This is a genomic window from Vagococcus sp. 211, from assembly GCF_056322705.1.
This window is the reverse complement of the sequence record NZ_CM150475.1, coordinates 676613-701225: the sequence shown is the minus strand read 5'-3', so window position 1 is coordinate 701225 and position 24613 is coordinate 676613. Positions and strand designations below refer to the sequence as shown.

At 36.3% G+C, this 24613-nt stretch carries 23 protein-coding genes; 6 read left to right on the top strand and 17 right to left on the bottom strand.

The features are described 5' to 3' along the window. Positions 1 to 65: 65 nt before the first annotated feature. From ACVWM0_RS03525 to ACVWM0_RS03505, 5 genes are all read right to left on the bottom strand, one after another. Positions 66 to 1457: an ABC transporter ATP-binding protein gene (locus ACVWM0_RS03525; protein ID WP_476473251.1), complete on the bottom strand. Its 1392-nt coding sequence runs from the start codon at positions 1455 to 1457 to the stop codon at positions 66 to 68. Then, positions 1454 to 2152, bottom strand: coding sequence for an energy-coupling factor transporter transmembrane component T (locus ACVWM0_RS03520; protein WP_476473250.1), 699 nt, complete (start codon positions 2150 to 2152; stop codon positions 1454 to 1456). The genes ACVWM0_RS03525 and ACVWM0_RS03520 overlap by 4 nt, the downstream gene beginning before the upstream one ends. Further along, complete coding sequence (locus tag ACVWM0_RS03515) at positions 2142 to 2750, bottom strand: MptD family putative ECF transporter S component (protein ID WP_476473249.1); 609 nt, start codon at positions 2748 to 2750, stop codon at positions 2142 to 2144. Before ACVWM0_RS03515 ends, ACVWM0_RS03520 begins: the two co-directional genes overlap by 11 nt. 164 nt (positions 2751 to 2914) lie before the next feature. Beyond that, positions 2915 to 4570, bottom strand: a complete 1656-nt coding sequence (locus ACVWM0_RS03510; RefSeq protein ID WP_476473248.1) for an LPXTG cell wall anchor domain-containing protein — start codon at positions 4568 to 4570, stop codon at positions 2915 to 2917. A 198-nt stretch (positions 4571 to 4768) separates the two neighbouring features. Further along, positions 4769 to 5971, bottom strand: a complete 1203-nt coding sequence (locus tag ACVWM0_RS03505; RefSeq protein WP_476473247.1) for a hypothetical protein — start codon at positions 5969 to 5971, stop codon at positions 4769 to 4771. A gap of 105 nt (positions 5972 to 6076) precedes the next feature. Between ACVWM0_RS03505 and ACVWM0_RS03500 the strand changes: the two genes are divergently transcribed. Beyond that, positions 6077 to 6781 (top strand): DsbA family oxidoreductase, encoded by a 705-nt coding sequence (locus ACVWM0_RS03500; protein ID WP_476473246.1) that lies wholly within the window; start codon positions 6077 to 6079, stop codon positions 6779 to 6781. Between the two features lie 65 nt (positions 6782 to 6846). Here ACVWM0_RS03500 and ACVWM0_RS03495 read toward each other — a convergent pair whose 3' ends face one another. Further along, positions 6847 to 7350, bottom strand: coding sequence for a PTS sugar transporter subunit IIA (locus ACVWM0_RS03495; protein ID WP_476473245.1), 504 nt, complete (start codon positions 7348 to 7350; stop codon positions 6847 to 6849). 188 nt (positions 7351 to 7538) lie between these two features. Between ACVWM0_RS03495 and ACVWM0_RS03490 the strand changes: the two genes are divergently transcribed. The 5 genes from ACVWM0_RS03490 to rpsT all read left to right on the top strand — a co-directional run bounded on the left by ACVWM0_RS03490 (position 7539) and on the right by rpsT (position 12305). Continuing rightward, positions 7539 to 8372 carry an undecaprenyl-diphosphate phosphatase gene (locus ACVWM0_RS03490; protein WP_476473244.1) on the top strand — a complete coding sequence of 278 codons (834 nt, stop codon included), beginning with the start codon at positions 7539 to 7541 and terminating at the stop codon, positions 8370 to 8372. A 133-nt stretch (positions 8373 to 8505) separates the two neighbouring features. After that, positions 8506 to 10380 carry a heavy metal translocating P-type ATPase gene (locus ACVWM0_RS03485; RefSeq protein WP_476473243.1) on the top strand — a complete coding sequence of 625 codons (1875 nt, stop codon included), beginning with the start codon at positions 8506 to 8508 and terminating at the stop codon, positions 10378 to 10380. 166 nt (positions 10381 to 10546) lie between these two features. Next, positions 10547 to 11092 (top strand): DUF1836 domain-containing protein, encoded by a 546-nt coding sequence (locus ACVWM0_RS03480; protein WP_476473242.1) that lies wholly within the window; start codon positions 10547 to 10549, stop codon positions 11090 to 11092. Beyond that, complete coding sequence (locus ACVWM0_RS03475; protein ID WP_476473241.1) at positions 11085 to 11942, top strand: DegV family protein; 858 nt, start codon at positions 11085 to 11087, stop codon at positions 11940 to 11942. The genes ACVWM0_RS03480 and ACVWM0_RS03475 overlap by 8 nt, the downstream gene beginning before the upstream one ends. A 108-nt stretch (positions 11943 to 12050) precedes the next feature. Continuing rightward, positions 12051 to 12305, top strand: coding sequence for a 30S ribosomal protein S20 (gene rpsT, locus ACVWM0_RS03470; RefSeq protein ID WP_476473240.1), 255 nt, complete (start codon positions 12051 to 12053; stop codon positions 12303 to 12305). Positions 12306 to 12370: 65 nt separating this feature from the next. On the opposite strand, the gene holA is transcribed toward rpsT, so the two are convergent. From holA to ACVWM0_RS03415, 11 genes are all read right to left on the bottom strand, one after another. Continuing rightward, positions 12371 to 13393, bottom strand: a complete 1023-nt coding sequence (holA, locus tag ACVWM0_RS03465) for a DNA polymerase III subunit delta (RefSeq protein ID WP_476473239.1) — start codon at positions 13391 to 13393, stop codon at positions 12371 to 12373. Between the two features lie 43 nt (positions 13394 to 13436). Then, on the bottom strand, positions 13437 to 15545 hold the full coding sequence (locus ACVWM0_RS03460; protein ID WP_476473238.1) for a DNA internalization-related competence protein ComEC/Rec2: 2109 nt from the start codon (positions 15543 to 15545) through the stop codon (positions 13437 to 13439). Between the two features lie 184 nt (positions 15546 to 15729). After that, positions 15730 to 16215, bottom strand: a complete 486-nt coding sequence (locus ACVWM0_RS03455) for a ComE operon protein 2 (RefSeq protein WP_476473237.1) — start codon at positions 16213 to 16215, stop codon at positions 15730 to 15732. A gap of 62 nt (positions 16216 to 16277) precedes the next feature. Then, positions 16278 to 16925, bottom strand: a complete 648-nt coding sequence (locus ACVWM0_RS03450) for a helix-hairpin-helix domain-containing protein (RefSeq protein ID WP_476473236.1) — start codon at positions 16923 to 16925, stop codon at positions 16278 to 16280. Between the two features lie 50 nt (positions 16926 to 16975). Continuing rightward, positions 16976 to 18028, bottom strand: coding sequence for a SepM family pheromone-processing serine protease (locus ACVWM0_RS03445; protein ID WP_476473235.1), 1053 nt, complete (start codon positions 18026 to 18028; stop codon positions 16976 to 16978). Further along, on the bottom strand, positions 18029 to 18526 hold the full coding sequence (gene coaD, locus ACVWM0_RS03440) for a pantetheine-phosphate adenylyltransferase (protein ID WP_476473234.1): 498 nt from the start codon (positions 18524 to 18526) through the stop codon (positions 18029 to 18031). It lies immediately after the preceding gene. Further along, positions 18519 to 19091: a 16S rRNA (guanine(966)-N(2))-methyltransferase RsmD gene (gene rsmD / locus ACVWM0_RS03435; protein ID WP_476473233.1), complete on the bottom strand. Its 573-nt coding sequence runs from the start codon at positions 19089 to 19091 to the stop codon at positions 18519 to 18521. The genes coaD and rsmD overlap by 8 nt, the downstream gene beginning before the upstream one ends. 122 nt (positions 19092 to 19213) lie before the next feature. After that, a complete protein-coding gene (locus tag ACVWM0_RS03430) occupies positions 19214 to 19549 on the bottom strand; it encodes a YlbG family protein (RefSeq protein ID WP_476473649.1) in 336 nt (111 codons plus the stop codon). 46 nt (positions 19550 to 19595) lie between these two features. Continuing rightward, positions 19596 to 20042, bottom strand: coding sequence for a YlbF/YmcA family competence regulator (locus ACVWM0_RS03425; protein ID WP_476473232.1), 447 nt, complete (start codon positions 20040 to 20042; stop codon positions 19596 to 19598). Next, positions 20014 to 21168: a CAP-associated domain-containing protein gene (locus ACVWM0_RS03420; RefSeq protein WP_476473231.1), complete on the bottom strand. Its 1155-nt coding sequence runs from the start codon at positions 21166 to 21168 to the stop codon at positions 20014 to 20016. Before ACVWM0_RS03420 ends, ACVWM0_RS03425 begins: the two co-directional genes overlap by 29 nt. Positions 21169 to 21182: 14 nt before the next feature. Further along, on the bottom strand, positions 21183 to 24608 hold the full coding sequence (locus ACVWM0_RS03415; protein WP_476473230.1) for a pyruvate carboxylase: 3426 nt from the start codon (positions 24606 to 24608) through the stop codon (positions 21183 to 21185). Positions 24609 to 24613 lie beyond the last annotated feature (5 nt).

Below are 24613 nucleotides of genomic sequence, written 5' to 3'. Positions count from 1 at the left end.
CATATTTCAAATAATAGAACGACAAAAAGTTGATTAATCACACAAAAAATAGATTCAATCTAAAACTATATAACACTTCCTGCGTTTAAGTTAATTACTTTATGACACGTTTTTTTGATAAATTCCTTATCGTGAGTAATAACAATCACTAATACACCTAATTCGTTTAACCACTTAAGCAGATGGCTAACCTCTTCCATGTGTTTTAAATCTAAGCCACTGGTCGGTTCATCAAAGATAATCATCTCTTTTCCAGACAATATCGCACTTCCTATGGCTACTCTTTGTTTCTCTCCACCAGAGAGCGTTTTGGGATGGCGCCAAAGTAACGATTCTAGGTTCAGCTGATGTATGACTGAATCAAGTAAATCTAGCCTTTTAGCATAGGTGATTAATTCTTTTTCTACGGTTTCAAAAAACAATTGTAGATTGACATCCTGCATCACTAAAAAACTGCACTCAACCAACTGTCTAGGTGTCATCTTCTTGCCATTTATTGTGATGATACCCTTCCTTTTTTTAATTAACCCGGTCAATACATGTGACAAAGTTGTTTTCCCCGAACCATTAGGGCCAATGATTCCTGTAATTCCCTGATTATCTATCGTAAGGTGATCAATATTAATTTTCCTTGTCCCTTTTCTTTCTTGATACGTCACACGCTCTAAGTCAATGGTCGTCATAACGGGAACATTGACTGGATCACTACATAACGAAAGAGGCGTATTTCTTGTTTCTCTCAAATCTAAGTCATGTAACTGCTCAGATGTTAATGCCAACATATCAGCCCTTGTCAACGTTTTCTTAATAGTCCCCTCTGTCATTAAAACAAAGCGATCCGCTACATCCATCAAATAGTGTAAGCGATGCTCTGCAATAACAATAGTCACTCCTTGTTGTTTCACCATGTACAAATATTCTTTAATTTGATGAATCGCTGCTTCATCTAAATTACTAGACGGCTCATCTAAAAGTAATAAGGGCTGTTTTAATATTGAAGCAGAAGCAAAAGCGACACGTTGCTTCTCTCCTCCAGACAAGTGAAACATGCTCTTATCCAATAAAGAAGTCAAACCAAATTCTTGAGAGGCATAATCAATGGTTTCAATCATTGTCTGACGCTCAACTCCTTGGTTTTCCATAGAGAAAGCTAATTCTGAATACACATCGTTAGTAAAAAATTGTGTCTTAGGGTTTTGAAAAACCACGCCTAATTGCTGAACATATTGAGTGAAATGATCCGTTGGTAAAAACAGTGTTCCTACTTTCCCATCACCTTCAATCGTTGCTGGATAAAGCTCCGGCGCCAGACCACTTAAGACTCGAATAAGCGTTGATTTACCACAACCACTAGGGCCACATAGTACTAGGCATTCTCCTGTGGAAACAGACAAATTAATGTCTGTTAGTATCTTCGTTTCTTCATAAGAAACACTCATGTTTTTTAACTCAATCATCCTAGTATCACTCCCCACAATAATCCCCCTACTAAAAGACCAAGTAAGATATAATCTTGTCTTTTCAACCTCACCTCATAGACACTCGTATGCTTTCCAGGATTCCCAAGACCTCTTACTAAAGCTGCTGCTGAGACGTCTAAGGATGTTGTCTCCACCGAAATTAATATAGGTACAATTATAAACTCTAATGTTTGGAAAGGTTTTTTTATCATGTCTAAAGGATGAGTAATAATTCCACGGTACTTCATGGCATTCCTAATGTGTTTGAAATCTTGAACGATTGTTGGAAAAAAACGACAGACCACAATAAATGGGATTAACAAACTATTGGGACAGTGCCATTGCTTTAAAGCCGTAATCCATTCACTAATTTTTGTTCTATTCACTGCAAAAACACCAGCCATGACTGGTCCTAACATCAATCGATTCCCTACTAATAAAAAAGAAATAAGAGCAGTTAAACCATTTGTAATGCTTGTAAAAACAAAGTGTTCTAGTAATAAAAGGACCCAATACAAACTATATAAAGCCATTCCTTTTTTTATCCCACCATTGATGAGCAGTAAAACAAAGAGAAAAGTGATATATGCTGCTTCTATTCTTAAAGGGACCCGTAACATTAGTAATAAGCTAGCAACAAATACCGTTGCTAGCTTACTCCTTGGGTCAAATGATATCCCCTTACTTGCCATGAATCTGTTCTTTCTTAAGACTAGGAGAAAAATGTTTATTATAGATGCGTTGACCAATACTTAATCCAATCAAACTCATTATAATGGTTAATCCCATGGAAACAATAAAAGAAACAGATGTAATAGGTGCAAAGACACTATTTACATAGTCCATATCCTTTCCCTTAGATACAAGAGACGTGATGTATGCTTCTTTCATAAACCATAAAGGTAATATAGGCCCAACTAAACCAAAACTAAACAAGGTATAACTTACTTTTGTTTTGATACCTTCAGATAAATTGGATTTTGTTTGCACGATATCTGCCAATAATGGGAACAACGCACTCGGAATAAAAGCTAATGGAAAATAGCCAAATACTAAGAAAAAAATAGCCATAACTGATCCCACCAATGTAATCGCACCAAATTTAGGTATTTTATTTATTACTAGTAAGTAAACCGTTCCTGCTAATAACGCACACATACTAGGTATTAAAATCGTGTTGAAAGTAGGTACTGTAAACCTTAATATAAAGGTACCTATCGCCACTACAAAAAAATAAACTGTCGCGTATACCCCAACTGATATTAACTCTTGAACTTTTAACTTATTCATTGTCCATCCCTCTCATACATTAAACAAATTTTATTTTTCACAAGACTTAAAATAAGCCTGTTTGGTTATTATAACATAAATGATAATTGAAAATCATTATCATTTATTCCTAAATAAAAAAAGCTGAGACACATCATCTCAGCTTTACTTTCACTTAATTCATTCTAATCTTTTTTCTTTTTCTTCATGATCATGACTATCACTAAAGCAATGATAGCAACACCAACTAATCCATACATGGCTTTTGCCTCACCAGTTTTAGGTAGTAGTCCTTGACTTCCTGTCAAATTCTTCGCTGGAATTAACCCATCAATGCTGGCATCTAATTTTGTTTTGATACGTACCACATCTTCACTTGTAATGGTTTTTTCAACCTTTTTAGCTTCTTCTAATAAAGTTAAAGCTTCCCCTCGTGCGACCTCAAAAGGTTTAAATGAAGCAGGTGTATATGCATTTTGTTGATAATTTTTTACCTTTTCAACTGTCTCTCTTAATTCCTTAATCGAAACCAAGCCTTTTTCCTTATCCTGTAACTCTTGTAGTGAGAATAAAGCATGTTCTTCTGAATCCGTTCCTTTTTTTGCTTCCTCTAATGCCACTGAGAAAGGTTTAAAACTATGAGCCGTAAAATCCTCTTCTTTTAAACTATTCATCACTGCAATTTCTTTCTTCAGCTGATCAATAGCTGTTTCAACTTCGTCTGTAGGCTCTTTGGGAACACCTGGCTCTTCTATGTCGCTATCAGTAGAAGAGCTTTCACTAGCCTCAGGTTCTATTATTTTATCCACAATGTTTACGATGTCCTTGTCCCCTGACACGTTTTTTAGTTCGTCGTACGGATGGATATCTGCGCGTTGTTCAATACTTTCCTTAACAATCTCATTGACTGTTTCTTCTTCAATTGTTGCGGTCATAAGACCAACATTTTTAAAGTCTTTCCCAGTCGTACTGTAAAGAATATCATTCTCTTTTGTCACTTTGTTTTTACTTTCAGTAGAGTCCCCATCAACAATGAAGATTTTTTTAGTTGGGAATTCTTTCTTTAAGTCACGAGCTAAGTCTGCTGTTTTGACTTTTTTATTCGTTAGATGTGTCATAATCACAACATAGTCAGCCTTATCTCCAATGGCATCTATCGTTTCAACTGCAGCTGTCATTGGCTCTTTAAAGTTTAAATCATCGACTTCTTTCATTTGTTCATCTGTTGGATATGTTAGTCCTAAGATAGCAAAGGATTCATCTTGATTGTTTACTTTTTTAGTGATGAGCTGATACGGTTTAAAAGGACCTTCTTTTTTCTCTTTATACGTTATGTTAGTTGATACAATCGGAAATGCGAGTTTCTTTTGTCGCTCGCTGTCTTTATGAAGGCCTGATGCCAAATCACTCCAACCTACGGACATGACATCATACCCCACTAAATTCATTGCCTTAATATTCGTATCACTGGCTTCCTTTGATTGTTGTTCAGAAGGATAAATTGAATTACCCGCATCAACGAGTAATGTTGGCTTTTCTTTTTCTTTAAATGTTTTAAGCTTTGCTAAACCAATCGATGGGTTATCTTTGTTTGAATCAAAGGCTACTTTATTATTAATATCATTGGTATGCATGACAGATACTGTTTTTTTCACCACTTTTTTAGGTTCGTTCTCCTCTGTTGTAGCACTTGTTTCTACAGTATCAGTTGTTCCTATTGTTTCACTTGATTCCGTTGTTTCTGTTGTTCCCGATGTTTCCCCAAACACTTGTGTCATTGGAAACATGAGTGAGGCTGTGAATAATACGGTAATTATTTTGGTCATATTGTTTCGTTTCATCCTATTCCCTCCACTTTCTTCCAAATTATCTATGGTTAGATTCACACTCAAACCTACCTTACTTAAATACACAGATAACTTAATGTCTATGCTTTCATTTTATCACGAGTGTCCTACTTATTAAAGTGATGTTCATCATTTTAGGTAGTTATGTATCAATTTTCAGTTAATATACGTAACTACCTTGACTGATACTAGTTATTTGTCATTTTTTAACATGTCCTGTATTAGGGCGACAACGGAGTCTTTTTTGTCTGAATCAAGTTGAGACAACATCTCCAAGATAGACTGATCAGGCATCACTTCTGGTAGTGTATCCTGGTTAACAACACGTATTTCAGCTTCCTCATTTCTAACTTCTTGTTGAGACGCTGAGACGATAAACGGTGAGAATCCATCTCTTAAGATGGAGGGAATATTAGCTAAGAAGTCAGCGCTCGGACCATAACAGGTGTATGCACTTAGCAACTCTTCATAAACAACAGGTTGCAACCATTTGCCCATCCCTTTGTTAGAAAACTGATGAAGCTTCTTCATCACTTGACGTTGATTTCCATCTGTACTTTGTTCTAATATGCTCCATAACTGAGAAAAGAAAGTAGGCGGCAAGGTTGGTCCCGCATTGGTAATGTGCCAATTGGCCTTTATTTGATGCGACCACACCAACATTTGATCAAATAAGTCAGCTATATTAGGTGTTTCTGATAGACGATTGACGTAACTTTCGTACTCTTTTGTTAACCGGTCCTCTTCTGTCACTGTTTTCAAACTGTTTTTTTCTATCTCAAGTATGAACGCTTCTACTTGTCTCATATCGCTTTGATAGATAGGCATATTAGCTTCTTTAAACGCTCTTATTCTTTCAATAAGTCGCTCGTTTATTTTAACGTCACTGTTCGTTAGCTGATGTATGTATAACCCATCCACCAGATTCTTCCATAAAAATAATGGAAAATCCTGATTATGCCTTTTTCGCCACAATAATTCATCCAAACCAAAATCAACTTGATTCATTCTTTGGTTCACTTCTTTTGCCACTTCACTTGGCATGTTTAAATGATCTTTAAAATGTTGAATACCTAATCTGATACTATCGCCACTTGTTTTTGATCGTAAAATATATTGGAATTTCAGACGTCTTCCACACTCACAATACAACAGACGCTCTGTTTTATCTTTCTTTGGGTACGTCTCATCAATCTTTAAATCAACAAACTCCCAATCGGATTGATTTAAATAAGAGTCTTCTATAAAAGCTGAACGAATCAAAAATTTCCGATGACCATCTATCACTTTCCTTTGTGGAATCGTTAATCTGGCATAAATTTCCCATCGCTCCCTAATCGTTAGAGGTCTAAAGTCCTTTAATTCATTTATATATTCTGTTCCTTGCTCTGTCATAGACTTTCTTTTTCCCCTTCCAAACAGCTTACTTATAATAAGCATTTTTATTGTTTTATCCCCTTTTTTTGATTATACTCTTGATAACCTAAAGGAGTGAATTAAATGAAAATAGAATTTTTTCATGATGTTATTTGTAGTTTCTGTTTCCCCATGTCTTATCGCATGAGACAAATCAAAGCGCTCTATCCGGAAGCTGACATCATTCATCGTCCCTTTGCTTTGGCTTTTACTAGTCGTGATTTAGCCACCATGTTTGGCTCCCACGAAGAAGCGAAACAATCTATTTTGTCCCACTGGGCTCACGCGAACCAAAACGATGATCTTCACCGATTCAATATTGAAGGGATGACACAGCAATCTTTTTTATTTCCAACATCAAAAAAACCGCTCATTGCTGTTAAAGCAGCAGAATTAATCGGCGGTCATGACTTAGCTTGGGATGCTTTTGACGCCCTTCAACACGCGTTATTTGTAACAAATGAAAACATTAGCGATGATACCGTCATAAAACAAACCATGGGTTCCCTTAATCTATCCTTAACTACCTGGGAAGATTATTTTTATTCACCTGATACCATCCAGCTTGTCTTAGATGATTTACAAATAGCTCATAATTATGGTATTACCAGCGTTCCTTTTATTGTCATCAATGAAGAATACGCCCTAAACGGAGCCCAACCTCTGACTGTCATCCAGCAAACTTTAGACAAGATTCATTCCATAGAAAGTTCTAACAACGAAACGTTTGAAATAGCTGAAGGTGACACCTGTAAGATAACTAAGGAAGGTGCTTGGACATGTGATTAAAAACAATAGTCTCATTATACTAAAAAAAAGATAGTCTTGCTTTAAAAGCAGACTATCTTTTCCTATTATTTCGGTACCACTTCACCAATAACCGTTGTTTCTGTTGTTGTTCCCTTGGTTAAGCTTAATGAGTCTAATTTATCTGCAGTGTTTGTAAAAACAACCATTAGAGGATTATCTTTCCCTGCTTCTTTTAACATCTCTAAATCAATCGTCCCAATTTCTTGTCCTCCAAGAACCGTATCCCCTTCACTCACTTTGATTGAAAAAGGCTTACCTTGAAGTTCAACTGTATCAATTCCCATATGTAACAAGACTTCTAATCCATTATCCATTAAAAAGCCAATAGCATGTTTTGTTGGAAAAACACTCGTTACTTTCCCTGATACTGGTGAGAATACAGTATTACTTGTCGGCACAAGAGCAAACCCATCTCCCATCATTTTTTGAGAGAACACTTGATCATTAACTTCCTCAATCCCTACAATATCACCATTGCCTAAAGCATATAATTGATTATCTTGTTTTGTTTCAACAGGCTGTTTCTTTTTCTTTAAAAAATTAAACATGGTTTACACTCCCCTTCATTGTTCCCTACAATTTTACTATAATTTCTCCACAATGGAAATGTTTTTCCACACCTTACATATTTGTTCGTTGAAAAATAGAAAAAAACCTTTCTTTCTCTTCTCAATTTGATTAAACTAGGAAAAGACGCTTTATTTATGACGTTTTATAAGAAAGGAATGACACACCTATGGATATAATTAATATTCTAAAAATTATTTTTTTAGGAATCATTGAAGGCATCACAGAATGGTTACCTATTAGTAGTACAGGGCACTTAATTTTAGTGGATGAATTCATCAAAGTGAACGCATCTAAAGACTTTATGGAGATGTTTAATGTGGTCGTCCAACTTGGCGCAATTATGGCTGTGGTTGTACTCTACTTTAGTAAATTAAACCCTTTTTCTCCATCAAAATCATCCTTAGAAAAAAAACAAACGTGGTCACTGTGGTTTAAAGTCGCTTTTGCTTGTATCCCAGCAGCAGTATTGGGTATCTTTTTAGATGATTACTTGGAAGCTCATTTTCATGATTTCTTGCCAGTAGCTATTATGCTCATCCTTTACGGTATCCTCTTCATTGTAGTTGAAAACCGTAACAAAGACAGAGAACCTACCACAACGAATCTAGAAAGTTTGACGTACCGAACGGCCTTTATCATCGGGCTATTCCAAGTGCTCTCACTTATTCCAGGGACATCACGTTCTGGTGCTACCATTATTGGTGCCATTTTAATTGGCTGTTCTCGTTTCGTTGCTGCAGAATTTACTTTCTTTTTAGGTATCCCTGTGATGTTCGGTGCCAGTGGCCTTAAAATATTGAAATTTGTGCTTAAAGGGAATCAATTTGATTTCAACCAAATTATGATGCTCTCAATTGGTTCTGTCGTCGCCTTCGTTGTATCAATTGTTGTCATTAAATTCTTAATGAGTTACATTAAGAAAAATGACTTTAAAGTATTTGGTTGGTACCGAATCGCACTTGGAATCATCGTTATTGCTTACTGGTTAATTGCCAAATAAACACGAAAAGAAGCCCTTATAAGGCTTCTTTTTTTATCTTTTCTCATTGATAATGACTATCAATCCCGTGTACATTATAATCATTCTAATCTATTTTTTTTTGTGATATACTCAACATGTAGGAGGGATTAACATGTCATATATAAAAGAAAAAAGCAGTATGTTCGCTACATTATTATGTGGAATTTTCATGGTCGTTGGACTCATCGTTGAAAAAACAGGAGGGCAAAGTTTTCCTTACATTTTTATCATCGGAATGATTATTGGTGGGTTTCATCAAACCAAAGATGGCATCATTGATACGATTAACGACCGACACTTAAATGTCGATTTACTAATGGCCTTAGCCGCAATTGGCGCCTGTACCATTCAGTATTATTTTGAAGGTATTATGCTTACCTTCATCTTCTCACTTAGTGGCTCATTAGAAGAATTTACAACCAATAAGAGTAAAAAAGAAATTGAAGGTCTAATGAAAATACAACCAGAAACAGCCTTTTTATTAGATGCTAACAACCAAACAACAGAAGTATCCGTCAAAACATTGCATATTAATGATTTATTACTAGTACCAAAAGGGGCAAGTATTCCAATCGATGGTATTCTCATGTCTCATCACAGCTCCATTGATGAAGCCGCGATTACGGGTGAATCCTTACCTGTTGAAAAAACCATTCATGATGATGTGTTTGCTGGAACCATTAACGTAGGAGATGCTTTTACGATGAAAGTATCTAAAGAGAGCCAAGATACCCTCTTTAGTAAAATTATCGAGCTAGTAGACGAAGCTCAAAATACCCCATCTAAAACGGCTAGCTTCCTAGATCGCTTTGAAAATACTTATGTCAAAATGATTTTAATCATCGTTCCTTTGGCTATTTTTATTCCTTACCTCTTTTTAGGTTGGACATGGAGTGAGAGTTTTTACCGTGGTATGGTACTGCTTGTTGTCGCTTCTCCTTGTGCCCTAGTGGCTTCAGCAACACCTGCTACTCTAGCAGCCATTTCACATGGTGCTAAAAACGGGGTTCTCTTCAAAGGTGGGGTTTACCTAGAATCTTTAGCAGATTTAAAAGCCATTACTTTTGATAAAACAGGAACTTTAACCAAAGGAGTGCCTGTTGTCACGGATGACTTTATTTTAACTGATAACAAGGAAGAAGCCTTATCCGCTTTAGTCGCTATTGAAACCACTTCTACTCACCCCTTGGCTTCAGCGATTATAAAAAAATATGGTGCGACCTATCCATCAACCAAAACACCTCTCACTGTCAAAGATGTGACAGGATCTGGAATGATTGGTGAAGCTGATGCCATTATGTGGAAAGTTGGGAATGAAGATTTCATATCCTTAGAACAGGCATCTGAACTCGTTAAGGATAAAACATTACAACTTCAAGAAGAAGGGAAAACCGTCATTTACTTGGCAAAAAATGATACTGTCGTAGCTTTCTTTGGCTTACTTGATGTACCAAAACCTGATGCTATTACAGCGGTAGATTATTTCAAAAAACAAGGCATCACAACAACCATGCTTACAGGTGATCACATCAGAACCGCTCAAGCCGTTGCTAAGGAAGTCCATGTCGATGCAGTTGTTGCTGATTGTCTTCCTGAAGACAAAACAACGTTTATTCTGAAACAAAAAGAAGAAATAGGTGTGAATGCTATGATTGGCGATGGTATCAATGATGCTCCCGCTCTTGCTAACGCTACTATTGGCGTTGCTATGGGACAAGGGACTGATATTGCCATAGAAGTAGCTGATATTGTTTTAATGCAAGATAATCTTGAAAAACTGGCCATGAGTCATCAATTAGCAGTCAAATTGAAACGCATTGTCACTCAAAACATTATCTTTTCACTCTCAGTTATTCTTATTCTTATCATTTCTAACTTCTTCCAAATTATTAGTTTACCAATGGGGGTTATTGGACATGAAGGAAGTACTATTTTAGTCATCTTGAATGGATTACGATTACTTAGACCATTACCTATTGAAAAGTAAATAAACATTTCTACTAAAAACAATCACTAAAAAGTGATTGTTTTTTTATTTTACTATTAATCGTTCAAATAAATATAATTAATATTTAATTTTAAACTATTTGTATTGTAGTTTCCAATACAACATGATATAGTTTTAAAAACTAGATATAAATTAGGAGGTTACTATGACTGAACAGACACAGTCTCATTGGAAGATCAACTTATTAGAAGTTCGTCTCCCTCGTTGGCATGAACTTCCTGATATGGATATTTACATGGATCAATTAATTCAACTAATTGATCACTATACCATTGATCTTTATCTAAGTGAGGATAATAAAAAAGGCTTAACCCCTTCTATGGTAAATAATTACGTCAAACTACAATTAGTCCCAAAACCAACTAAAAAAAAATACAACAAGCAACACTTAGCTCGACTTCTAGCGATTACCATCTTAAAAAAAGGGTTTGATATTCCATCAATTAAACAAGGAATTGAATACCAAACCAATATCACAACATCAAAAGATGCCTATAATTTCTTTTGTAATCACATTGAGCAAACCATTGATTTTTTTATCAACAGCGATAAAAAAGAAGTTTCGATTGAACACATCAAGGGAGATTTCGCTCCCATTCAAATGGCCTGTACGACTCTTATTGCAAAAATAATTGCTGAAAAAGAATTGAATGATTTATTACAACAAACTAAGGAGACCTCTCATGACTAAAAAAATTGCCCTACTTGTAGATTCTGGCATGGATGTGCCAACACCTGTCATTGAAAAAGGCGGTGTTTATGTTGTACCGCTGAATATTATGTACCAATCTGAAATTTATTTAGATAAAATCGATATTTCTGCTAAAGAAGTCTACGATCGATTGGATGAAGAAATACCTAAAACATCTCTTCCTTCTATTCCTTTTATCGAAAAAACCATCGAAAAAATTATCGAAGATGGCTATACTGATTTAATTTGTATTACTATCTCAAGTGGCCTAAGTGGCACACACAATGCACTACGTCTTATGCTAGAAGATTGGCAAGACCAACTACCTAGTGCGATTGTTGATACAAAGAGCATTGGTATAGGTGGTGGTGTTCAGGGAGCTTACGCAAAAGATTTAATTGATAGTGGTCTAGATTTTGATACAATTGTGACAAAACTAAAGGATATCCAACCCTATGGTCGTGTCTTCTTTAGTATACCTACTTTAGAATACCTAAAAAAAGGAGGCCGAATTGGTTTAGTTACCTCTATTTTAGGTAACGCATTAAACTTACATCCTTTGATTTCCTGCAATGAAGACGGCATTTATCACACGATTAATAAAGCCCGTGGCCGTAAACGAAGCATAAAAAAAATGAAGGACGCGATTCGAGACACCATTGGTTCAAGTCAAACCGTTTACTTAGGCGTGGCGTACGGTACCTGTATTGATGATGCTTTAGAACTTATTTCAGAATTGAAAGAAGACTTTCCTTTTATTGAAACCATTTATTTAGACGAAGTGAGCCCTGTTTTAGGTGTCCACACAGGTCCTGGGATTATTGGCGTCGGGGTTTTACCAATTAATTAGCAAATATGTAGATTAATTATTGCAAACTACATAACCATTCTGTATAATGAGAATGTTGAATTATATTTGATGATTTCAAATATAAACTCTATGTCGGAGGTGAACATAATGCCAAACATCGAATCTGCAATCAAACGCGTTCGCACAAGCGAAATCGCTAACGAAGCAAACTCTGCTAAATTAAGCAAAATGCGTACTGCAATTAAAAAATATGAACAAGCTATCGAAGCTAACGCTGATAACGCTCAAGAATTATTAGTTGCTGCTACTAGAGAAATCGACATGGTTTCTGCTAAAGGGCTTATTCATACTAACAAAGCAAACCGTGAGAAATCTCGTCTAGCTAAAAAATTAGTAAAATAATAAAAACGTGATGATTAGTTATTTCGATAACTAAATCATCACGTTTATTTATTTACTTTTTTTCATTAGAACCGTTGCTTTAGTAAAAATAACTCAAACAATAATTCCTTCTCCATTGCTCCTGTTTTAATCTTAACATCATTTTCTACTAACTCGTCTAACGCATCACCTAAAAACGTCAATGAGTGTTGCTTCACATTTTGCATCCCCAATTTTACTCGGTAAGGATGAACCTTCAACACGTCCACTATATTACTTTGTTGATAATGAATACTCTGAAGTAGCTTAATCTGTAAAAGCAATCTGAATTGATTAACTAAGATAGCATTTATTTTAATAGTATCCTCACCTTGAATCAACAACTCATGGTACAAAGCCAGAGCCTCTTCCTTCTTATCCTTCAATACGTAATCAATCATATCAAAAATATTATGCTCCAAGGATTTAGGTATTAATTGATCCACCGCTTCATAGGTTATATGGCGACGTTCAAGATCATACAACATCAGCTTGTCTAATTCTTGCATAATACGAGATAGATTTAAATCGGTTAAATAAAGAAGACGTTCAAATGCCTTAATATCTATCGTCACTTTTTCTGTCGCAAGGTATTCTGTAACATAGTGACGCAATTTCCTTTCATCCATAAAACTAACATCGACTAAAGTACTGTGTTTTTTTAATAGTTTGACTATTTTTTTACGCTCATCTAACTTCTCGTAACGTGCTAAGAATACTAGAATAGTGGAAGGATTAGGTTCTTCTAAATAAGTCATTAACCTTTTAATATCATGGTCCATCTCATTCTTAGGCTTTTCACTGGTTAAAAAATAAGGATTCTTAATAAAAATAAGTTTATTATCACCAAAAAATGGAATGGTATCCGCCTCATCTAAAACATAATCCACGGGCTGAACGTCCATATCATAAGTAATACTATTCATTTGTTTCTCTTCATCACTCGTAAAGGTTAATGTCATTAACCCTTCTACAAATTGCTCCATTAAATACTGCTCTTGCCCCATTACTAAATAAATAGGTGCACTGTTTGCTTTTTTTATTTGAGTTAACGCTTCTTGTATTAACATAATCAATCCCCTTTAATCTGTCATAACCATTGTATCAAATTTATCATCTCATAGTATGAAATCTAATACTTTTTTTAGTCAATGGGGACCACCAACCATAAATCATTCCTTGTTCATCCGTTCGATAAATCGAACTATCCACGTCTCGTAACGACTCTAGTGTTTTATCGCTAGGATGATGATAGCGATTATTCCTACCACATGAAATAACACTTTGTGTTGGAGCCACAGCTTGTAAAAACTCTGATTGACTTGATGTGGGACTACCATGATGCCCAACCTTAAGAACATCTGATTGTAATAACGTCGCTGGATAATTTGCCAACAAGTCATTCTCTCCCTCTTTTTCTAAATCACCAACCAATAAAAAAGTATCATTATTTATTCCTACTCTCATCACCAAAGAATCATTATTTTGTCCGTCTCCTAAACTGGTTGGTAATAATAATTGATACTTAAGACCTTGCTTTTCCCACTCTTTTGGTCCGATTAAAACATGCTTTGTTGTGGTTGGCATCTGGCTTAATTGATGAGAAAAATTAGCTTGTTGGCCTGTTCCTTCGCCAAAATACACCTGTTTAATCCCTATTTCTTGATTCAGTTCCAACAAATTACCAAAATGATCTTCATGGGCATGAGTGATATAAATATCATCTATATGACTTATGCCTCGACTTTTTAAAAACGGGACTAAATGATACATCACTTCAGGTTGTCTTTGTCGTTCTCGCCATTCTTCCCTCGTATCATAATCCAAGGAACCACCAACATCTACTAAGACACTTCCTCGATTAAAGGGTTGCTGTATGAAAAAAGCATCTCCTTGACCAACATCAACAAAAGCCACCATTCCTCTTGGATTAAAATAGGCTTGAAAAGAACTAAGAAAAGTGAAAAATAAGATAAACAAAGTTACCTGCACTAATCGACTCTCCTTTTTTTCAACTTTGGCTATCAGGTAGAGGTGACTTACCATTAATAACAAGACTAATAGCGGAGCTGGTTTCCCAACAATTTGCTGACTAAACCTTAGCCCACTGAGCTTTTCTCCAAATCCTTGATAGACAGATAATAAAAAATAACACCAACTAAAACGTGAAGACATAAAAAAGGATAACACTAAAACCAGCAGTAACATTGGCATAATACACCATAAGAGCACAAAGCCTACCATGTTATTAATAAAAAATACGAGCCAATTCCACTCATAAAAATAAAACCAGATTAAAGGAAGAGAACATACTGATAATATTAAACTAAATAAAAACCCCCTCACCCACTGTTTTTCTATCCTTGTCATTAAGGGAGCTAAAAAAACAATAATAAACGTCAAGTAATAAGAAAGCTGACCACCCACTGTTAACAAGACATAAGGACTTAAGAAACAATGAAAGAATAAAGTGAGGGACCACTGATCTAGGCTAGATATTTCTTTTTTACGGATACCTGCGATACACTTGATTCCCTCTGTAATACTTGCTCTAAGCATCCCAATTCCCATACCTGTCATTAGTAATACCACTACAATATAAGGGAGTTTTAACCAATAGATGGTTTCTTTTGTGACTCTAAGCATTCTTAGGATACCTTCGTATAAGCTTAAGAAAAAAATGATATGCATACCAGATAAACTATAGAGATGCATCAGTCCTAATTTTTTCCAGCTATCCGATATTCCTGTGTTTTTTTCACCTAATAATAAGGAGGACATGTAAGATGCTGTTAAGGGCTCAAAGCGATTGTATATGTAGCATTGTAACCCTCTACGCCATTCTCTAAAAATGTGTCGACTTGTCATTATAGATGGCCTGACCATCTGTATGTTCTGTATCTCTTCAATAACTAGCGTCCCTTTTTTTCCGATCTTTTGTAAATACTCGTCATAGTCAAAGGTATTGAGATTTCTTGCTGCATCAACAGGAAGAAAATGGGCTAGCACTTCTAATTCTACAGTATCTGTTAACCCTAGAAACCATTCTTTTTCCTCTTCGTTTTTTAACTTATATGAGACTAGAATAGAACTACCGCTCTCCTTATCTATTACCTCACTTCTTAATAAATCGCCATTAATAGTGAGTGTGTCTACTTTCATTACTAATTGATAGGCTTCTGTTGCCTCATTAAATAAAAAACCTTGCCGATTGTCCATCATCCCCATTACTATAGCTAATATGGCTACACCAACACATCCTAGCCACAATGCTTTTGACTGGCATAAAAAAAGCCGCCATAAGATAAAAAAGCAAAATAAAAAAGCCCATAAACTAGGCTTAAATAGCAGTATTCGTATTAATTCAAACAACAGACAAGGGTAGATGTATCTTCCTTCTACCTCCTTAATCTTTGAAGACATGGTTCTCACCAAATGGGAGATTTGAAAAATAGCGTTCTGATAAAGTAACTTGGTTCACTGTCGCTCCTGCCTGCTCAATTAATTTGATAGCATAGGCATCATTACGGTAATCCTGCATATAATGGATGGTTTTAATTCCTGCTTGTAGTATCATTTTAGTACATTGTAAACAAGGAAAATGAGTGACATAGATTTCAGCATCTGATGTTTCTACACCAAATTTAGCACATTGTAAAATAGCATTCATTTCAGCATGAATCGTTCTAACACAATGACCATCGACTAAATAGCAACCATCATCAATGCAATGAACGTCCCCACTTACAGAGCCATTATAACCGCCTGCAATAATCCGCTTATCTCTCACAATAGTAGCACCAACGGCTAATCTAGTACACGTACTTCTAAGAGATAATAAGACGCTTTGCCCCATGAAATACTGATCCCAAGGTATTCTTTCATCCGTCATTGCTTTGTCCTCCCTTATGTTTTCTCTATTCATTGTAAGACATTTCAAGCCCTTTGTCTTGTTTATTTTACACTGATACTATCAGATAAGGCATCATATGTTTTATCCCCAATCCCCGACACCTGCTTTAACTCCTCTGTTTTTTGGAAGGAGCCTTGTTCTTCTCTGTGTTGGATTATCGCTTCTGCCTTTTTTTCTCCTATACCATTAAGTTGGGTTAATTCCTCTTTCGTGGCGGTATTAATATTAATGGTTCCTTTTCCAGATTCCCCTGATTCCTTTTGCCCAACAGAGTAAGACTCATTTATTTCTTCTAGTTTTTCCCCTTTACGAGGTATATAAATCACCATTTGGTCGTCACACCTTGCTGCCTGATTGACTTGATCCACATCAGCTTCTGGTAAGTACCCTCCTGCCATCATTACCACATCTTGCACTCTCGTCCCATTGTCTCCTTTATACACCCCAGGATGATTTACAGCTCCCTTAATATCAATATATAAATCACCACCCAACTCATCCGCTTCGTCTATTTTTTCACTAGACTCACTTTTTAGCCAACTTTCTTCTTCACGATTCTTTGTGTCTTCTTTGACAGCTATTCCCTGTTTACTCCATAAAAAAATCGTCGTTCCTAAGAGAAGTACAACGACACCCATTAAGCTAGATAATATAAGTATAAACTGTTTATTCTCTTTCAGCTGCTTCATTTGTGTATCCCCTTTCTATAAGAAGATACAAAAAAACTTAAGCTTTGTGCTTAAGTTTTTTTATTTAATAAATAATCAATGGCATCTTGTGCCGTTTTCACTGGTACCACTTTTATATCTAAATGATTCGCTTCAACAGAGGCTTTGGCTTCTTCGTAATTTGACATAACTGTTGGATGTTCTTTTTTTATTTCTGGGTCGATTGTATCATCCGGTGCAAAAAAGAGGGTTGCTCCTTCTCTGTCAGCCGCGATTACTTTTTTATCAATACCACCAATCCTACCTACCGTGCCGTCAGGAGCAATGGTTCCTGTTCCTGCGATGAATTGACCTTGTCTTAAGTCTTTACCCGTTAATAAGCTATAGAGCTCTAGTGTAAACATTAGACCCGCAGACGGGCCTCCAATGTCCTCAGTATTAAAATAAATATCTGAAGGCGTACTGACCTCTGTATGATCGACTAAACTAATTCCAATCCCTTTTTTCTTTGTTTGCTTGATGCGTTTGATTTTACCAGAAACAGGTTTATCTTTGCCATCTCGCTCAATAACTAAAGAAAGTGGCTCCCCAATCTCTTTTTCTTGAATATAATCAATCAATTCCTGAGAAGAATCAAAAGGTGCATCATCTACTTCCTTGATAGTATCCCCCACATGTAAACGATGATAAAAATCAGAATCTTCCTCAATGGACATAACATAAACGCCTTTATAATCCATTTCATAAGGTTTATCTGCCAAGTCACTGGCTACTTTGATAGCAAAATTTTGAGAACTTTTCATGTTATATTTTTGCATCTCTTCGTATTCTTCATGACTATTGGTTCCCATCATCTCTTTTCGACTGATTAAATCATTGGTTGGATTAATATACCCACTCACTAACCGAGGGAGAGTAGCCTGTCTAACCGCCACAGTGGTTAGCATAAAATCACCCTCAAATTTGTCTCGTTTATGATCCACAGACACATGCTCTCTCAAACTTTCAGCAGATCCTGGCATCTCAACATAATACGGAACAGGTACCACATTAATCAGTATAACTATCACTAATAATATGTAAATAATATTCTTTTTTGTTATTTTTTGTTTGTATGTATTCATCTAACTTTTGTGTTCCTTTTTTTGTAATAAGGCCTGATTCACACAGGCAGGAACGAAGGATGAAACATCTCCATCAAAACTAGCAATCTCTTTAATCATACTAGAACTAATGGCACTGTATTTTTCATCCGATAGTAAAAAAATCGTCTCAATGGTTTTATCCATTTTTTTATTCATCACTGCAATGCTCTTTTCGTATTCAAAATCTTGACTGTTTCGCACGCCACGTATCAAAAAATCAGCTTGCATTTCTTTCGCAATATTAATGGTTAAGTCTGCTGATTTAATCATGACACTCACATTATCAAGATGCTTCACAGCTTCTTCGGTCAATCTTAACTTCTCTTCTGATGAAAACATTGGTTTTTTGGTCGTATTAGTAAAAATACCAATAACCACTTCATCGAACAAGCGACTCGCTCGCTCTACTGTATCCAAATGCCCATTAGTAAAGGGATCAAAACTTCCAGGAAATAAAGCCACTCTTTTATTATTCATTCTCTTCACCTTCTATATAATCATAAATCATCACTTTTGTGGCACCGTATTTTTGTTCTTTTCGACAAACTAAGCCTGCTACCTCACTAGGCAGGTCGACTTGTTTATCCATCTCACACACCACAACAGCTCTGTCATTCAATAAATCTAGTGTTTGTAATAAGGCTAATTGATCTGCTAATAACTGCTTAGCATACGGTGGATCAAGAAAAACAAGATCTAATTTCACCTGTTTATCAGCTAAATAATGTAACGCCTTCTCAGCGTCCATCTTCTTGACTTCAAAAGACTTCCCTTGTTTGGTTAGGGAAACATTCTCCTGAATCACTTGTATGGCTTTAAAGTGATGGTCAAAACAATAGGCTTTTTCAGCTCCTCTAGATACCGCTTCAATTCCTAAATTACCACTCCCACTATATAAATCCAACACAACTTCCCCATCATAAAAATAAGGACCAATCATATTGAACACAGACCCTTTAATCTTATCACTTGTGGGACGAGTGTTATCTCCTTGTAATGACGTTAGTTTTCGTCCTTTAAAATCCCCTGCTATCACGCGCATTTTTTTACCACCTGTCAGTTTTTATCTATTATATCAATATTTCTATAAACGAACCACATAATAGAAAAAAATACCGTCCATTTTTTTAAATGTGAACGGTATTCCTCTCTAATCATCCTTGACTAATCCAAGTTAGCTAGTCTGATTTCTGTCTTTTGTTCTTCAAAATCTAAAGGTTCATCGGATACTTCTTTATTCCCTAATCGATTATCGAAATTCATGTTAATATCTGGACGGTAAGAAGCTTCAACCGTCCGAACAAAAAATTGCTTTTCGATTTTTTCAATCGTTGATGCCACGTTGTCTTCGTTAACATATAAAACAACGTATTTCATCTTCTTAGAAACATAATGAATGTAGCCATAGCGTCTTAAGTTTCTAACTTGTTTTAGACTATATACCCAAACAACCAATCCTCGGCGTGCTTCTATTGCTAATTCTGTGGTTTCTTCAAATATATCTAATACCTCTTCTTTTATCTCTTCTACTTCTTCTGATACATCATTATTTAACATGACAACTTCCTCCACAACCTCGACTAGCAAATTCAAAAAATGGGTTACCAGCGTCTACTTTTATATCTTCCGAAATACTTTTAGCAATATCCAAAGAAACATAGTCTAGTAAATTTTGCAAAGAGGTTTCGTTCATTTTAAAATCTGCCACACGATCATTCGTGTCCAGTGCCCTCTTAGCTTTTCTTAAATTACGTCTCTTCTCCTTAAAATCAGGGGCATAGTTTCCATATGCCTCAATTCGTTCAAATTGATCACGCTGTTCTTCAAAGGTCTTAATTAATTTTAACACATCCTGATCCTCATCTAAACCAATATAAGAGGTGACGTAGTCTTCTAATAAGGCACTCTGACTAATTTGTTTTGATACTTCTAATAATTGATCTTCTAATTCAAACAAAGCATCATCATAAATCATCTTTATCACTACTTTCATTCGTTGTCGTTTTGGTTCCTTCGTGATTCAAATAAACTAAAACACGGTTGCCTTGAAACGTCACACCCAATCCCTTGTCTTTCTTATGCATTAACTGATCATGGTACAATCTATTACCATACCATTCCGTGACTAATAAGGGAGCATCTTGAATCGGAGCATAAAACATGCCGTGTACTTCTTTATACTTTAAATCAGACAACCGTTGAAGTTGATTTAATTCTTCTACGTTAAGAGTGAACGGATTCAGATAAGGATCAGTCGTAAACTCTTCCCATTCCAATACTCTCTCCTCTGTATTAAATACTTCTTCTGGCTTCTTATTTAAGATATCAAAGGCTTCTTTGGTTCCTTGCTGAAGCTGTCCATCCATTTCAAGAACAGATTTATTCTCTTCTTGTCGTAACAAATTTAAAATTTGGATAAACTGTTCACGGTTGTTCTTATTCAGTTGTTCTAATTCTTCTGAATCTTGGTTCTCAAAAAATGCCTGTTTATAAGGATTAGGAGTTACCATTTGATAAGGCATTAATTCTAATAATGTTTTTTTGTCTAAATACCTAATCCCAATAAGTCGCCCTGTCTTTTGACTCACATGTAACATCGCAAAAGAATCATTATTGAAAGCTACTAATGGACGGTAATTCATGTCTTCTTCTGTCAATTCTGCTTCAAAACGTTCTTCACCGTAGCTAAACTTAAAATTCGAAAATATCGTTGTCACTTCGGCCAAGTCTGTTAGCTCCATATTAAGTTGAAAAGGTTCAACATTTTGCTGTTTACCTAGTACAAAAACACTTGATATAGCACCATCACTCACACTGGCTTGAAAAAAATCATCTAAGTTGTCCCCATATACGAAGGTTTTTGATGTCTCACTGTTTATTAGCTCTTTTGTTGGATTAGGGAACGTTTTTAACCATTCTTTTTCTGTGACACCAATAAATTTAGCCAATGCAGTGGCATTCAACTCATGATAAGGCACAGCTTGTGGCACAGGCGTTGCTACATTCGTCGTTACGTTATTCTGTGTTTTTGATGCTTGGTGAGAAGCCACGACAGGCTTCATATAAATCACCGTGCTGACAATCATCAGACAAATCAGCGTTTCAATGAATCGCTTCATGGCTTCTCTCCTCCTTATATCGTCAATTCAAGCAATAATTCTCCAGAATCAATGCTTTCACCGTTGGCTACTAAGATACGTTTAACTATCCCATTTTGGTTCGCTTTAATCGTTGTTTCCATCTTCATGGCTTCTGTGATGATTAAAGAATCCCCTTTTTGGACTTCTTGGCCTACTTGTACCAGTACCTCTAATACAGCTCCAGGCATAGTCGCCCCAATGTGTCCTTTATTTGTTGGTTCAGCAAGTTCTTTCGCTGTGCTTTGAACTTGGATCGTTTGATCTTTTACAACAATTTCTCGGCGTTGACCATTTAGATTAAAGAACAAGACACGTTGACCATCAATATTAGGCTCGCCTATTTCGTCTAACGTAATAATTAATGTTTTCCCTTGCTCTATTTTCACTTCAATCGTCTCACCTACGCGCATTCCTTGGAAAAAGGTCGGTGTATCTAATAACTCTATGTTACCAAAACTATCAAAAGATTTCACATAATCCAAAAAGACTTGTGGGTACATAATATAACTTAACACATCTTTTTCACTTGGCTCATACCCAGCAAGTTCTGTTAGTTCAGCTGTAATCTTTTCAAAATCCACGGGTTTAGCTAAGCTACCTGGTCTCACTTCAATGGACGGTTTTCCATTTAAAATAATCTCTTTTAATTCTTTCGGGAAGCCTCCTGTTGGTTGTCCTAAGTCACCTTGGAAGAAACTAACCACTGATTCAGGATAACTTAATTCACGACCTCTAGCATAGATATCATCGGATGTTAGCTCATTTTGTACCATGAATAGAGCCATATCTCCAACCACTTTAGATGAAGGGGTCACTTTAACAATATCCCCAAATAAATAGTTAACATTTGAATACATCTCTTTAATGTCTTCCCACTTATCTCCTAACCCTACCGCTTTTGCTTGTTGTTGCAAGTTAGAGTACTGACCTCCTGGCATTTCGTGAGAATATACTTCCGTTTGAGGTGCACTGATACCATTTTCAAATGGACCATAGTAAGCTCTCACATCTTCCCAATAATGATTGATTTGTTGCACATTATCAATGTTCACTTTTGGTGTGCGTGGGCCATTTTCTAACGCATAATACAAGCTACTCATGCTTGGTTGACTTGTGGCACTACTCATAGCGCTAGTTGCGACATCCACAATATCAACCCCGGCTTTAGTTGCCGCAGAATACGTAATAATCCCATTTCCTGCCGTATCATGGGTGTGTAAATGTATCGGTACATCTACAGTACTTTTAAGTTCTGTAATTAGGTGATACGCGGCTTGGGGTTGCAATAAACCTGCCATATCTTTGATGGCAATGATGTGAGCACCCATGTTTTCTAGCTCTTTCGCCATGTTTTTATAATAGGCCATGTTGTATTTCGTCCGGTTAGGATCAAGAACATCCCCTGTGTAACAAATCGCTGCTTCAGCAATTTTGCCACTGTCGCGAACAAACTGAATGCTTTTTTCCATTTGAGGTAACCAGTTTAAACTATCAAAAATACGGAAAACATCAATGCCTTCTGATGCAGACATTTCAATGAACTCTTTTAGCACATTATCTGGGTAATTTTGATACCCAACAGCATTAGACCCTCTAAAGAGCATTTGGAATAAAGTGTTTGGCATTAATTGTCTTAGTTTTCTTAGGCGTTCCCATGGGTCTTCATTTAAGAAGCGGTAGGCCACATCAAACGTCGCCCCTCCCCACATTTCACTTGAGAACAATTCTGGAACCCCTTGTTCTGTTAAACGAGCAATACGCTCTAGATCATTAGTCCGTACTCGAGTCGCTAATAAACTCTGATGAGCATCTCTAAACGTTGTATCAGTCATCAGTACTTGGTCTTGGTTTTTAATCCAATCTACTACAGCATCAGCACCTTGGGTATCTAGTATGTTTTTAGCTGTGATAATTTCTTTTTTAGGTTGAATAATTTTAGGCGTTCTTGCTGGTTCAATGTAAGGTTTCTCTTCTTTTTGAACCCCAGGAAACCCATTTACTGTGACTTCAGCAATGTATTTCATTGTCTTATTTCCACGGTCTCTTAGACGTGGGAATGCAAATAATTCAGGGGTATTATCGATAAACGTTGTAATCGCTTCTCCTGATTTAAAGGTTGGATGATTGATAACGTTTGATAGGAATGGGATATTCGTTTTAACCCCTCGAATTCTAAATTCTTTTAAAGCACGACGCATCTTTTGAATCGCTAAATCAAAGGTTATCCCATGGGTACACACTTTTACTAACAGAGAGTCAAAAAATGGGGTTACCACCGCTCCTGAAAAAGCATTACCTACATCTAAACGGATACCAAAGCCACCTGGTGAACGATACGTGTCAATTTTTCCAACATCCGGTAAAAAGCCATTTAATGGGTCTTCTGTTGTAATACGGCATTGAATAGCGTAACCATGAATTTTCATTTTATCTTGAGTTGGTAAACCAATTTCTTTATGTAGATCTAACCCCATAGCAATTTGTAATTGAGCCATCACGATATCCACATCTGTAATCATCTCAGTAATCGTGTGTTCAACTTGAACACGAGGGTTCACCTCAATAAAGTAAAACTTGTCTCCTTCTACTAAAAATTCAACAGTCCCAGCATTGACGTACTGCACGTTTTCCATCAATTGCACAGCTGCTTGACAAATTTCTTCCCGTTGCTCATCACTCATAGAAACAGAGGGTGCTACTTCTACTACTTTTTGATGACGACGTTGAACAGAACAGTCTCTTTCAAATAGATGCAACACATTACCGTGTTTATCTCCTAAAATTTGCACTTCAATGTGCTTAGGATTACCAATGTATTTTTCGACATATACTTCATCACTACCAAACGCAGCTTTTGCTTCACTTTTAGCACGTTCATATCCTTCACGTGCTTCTTGTTCGTCACGAGCAACACGCATCCCACGACCACCGCCACCAAGAGCAGCTTTAATCATGATAGGATAACCGTAATCTCTAGCAAAATCCAACGCTTCAGAAACATCTGCTATCGGGCCATCTGTTCCGGGAATAGAGGGAACACCTGCTGATAATGCCGCTTCTTTTGCTTTGATTTTATCACCAAAAATATCTAAATGATGCAAAGTAGGGCCGACAAAGTTAAGTCCTTCTTCTTCACAACGTCTTGCAAATTCTAAATTCTCTGATAAAAACCCATATCCTGGATGAATCGCATCTGCGCCACACTCTTTAGCGATACGAATGATATCTTCAATATCTAAATACGCATCAATTGGTTTTTTTCCTTTTCCAACTAAGTAGGCCTCATCTGCTTTAAAACGATGAACAGATTTTTCATCTTCCATAGCATAAATCGCCACTGTTGCTATCTCTAATTCTGTACACGCTCGAAACACTCTTATGGCGATTTCGCCTCTGTTTGCTACTAACACTTTTTTCATCGTTT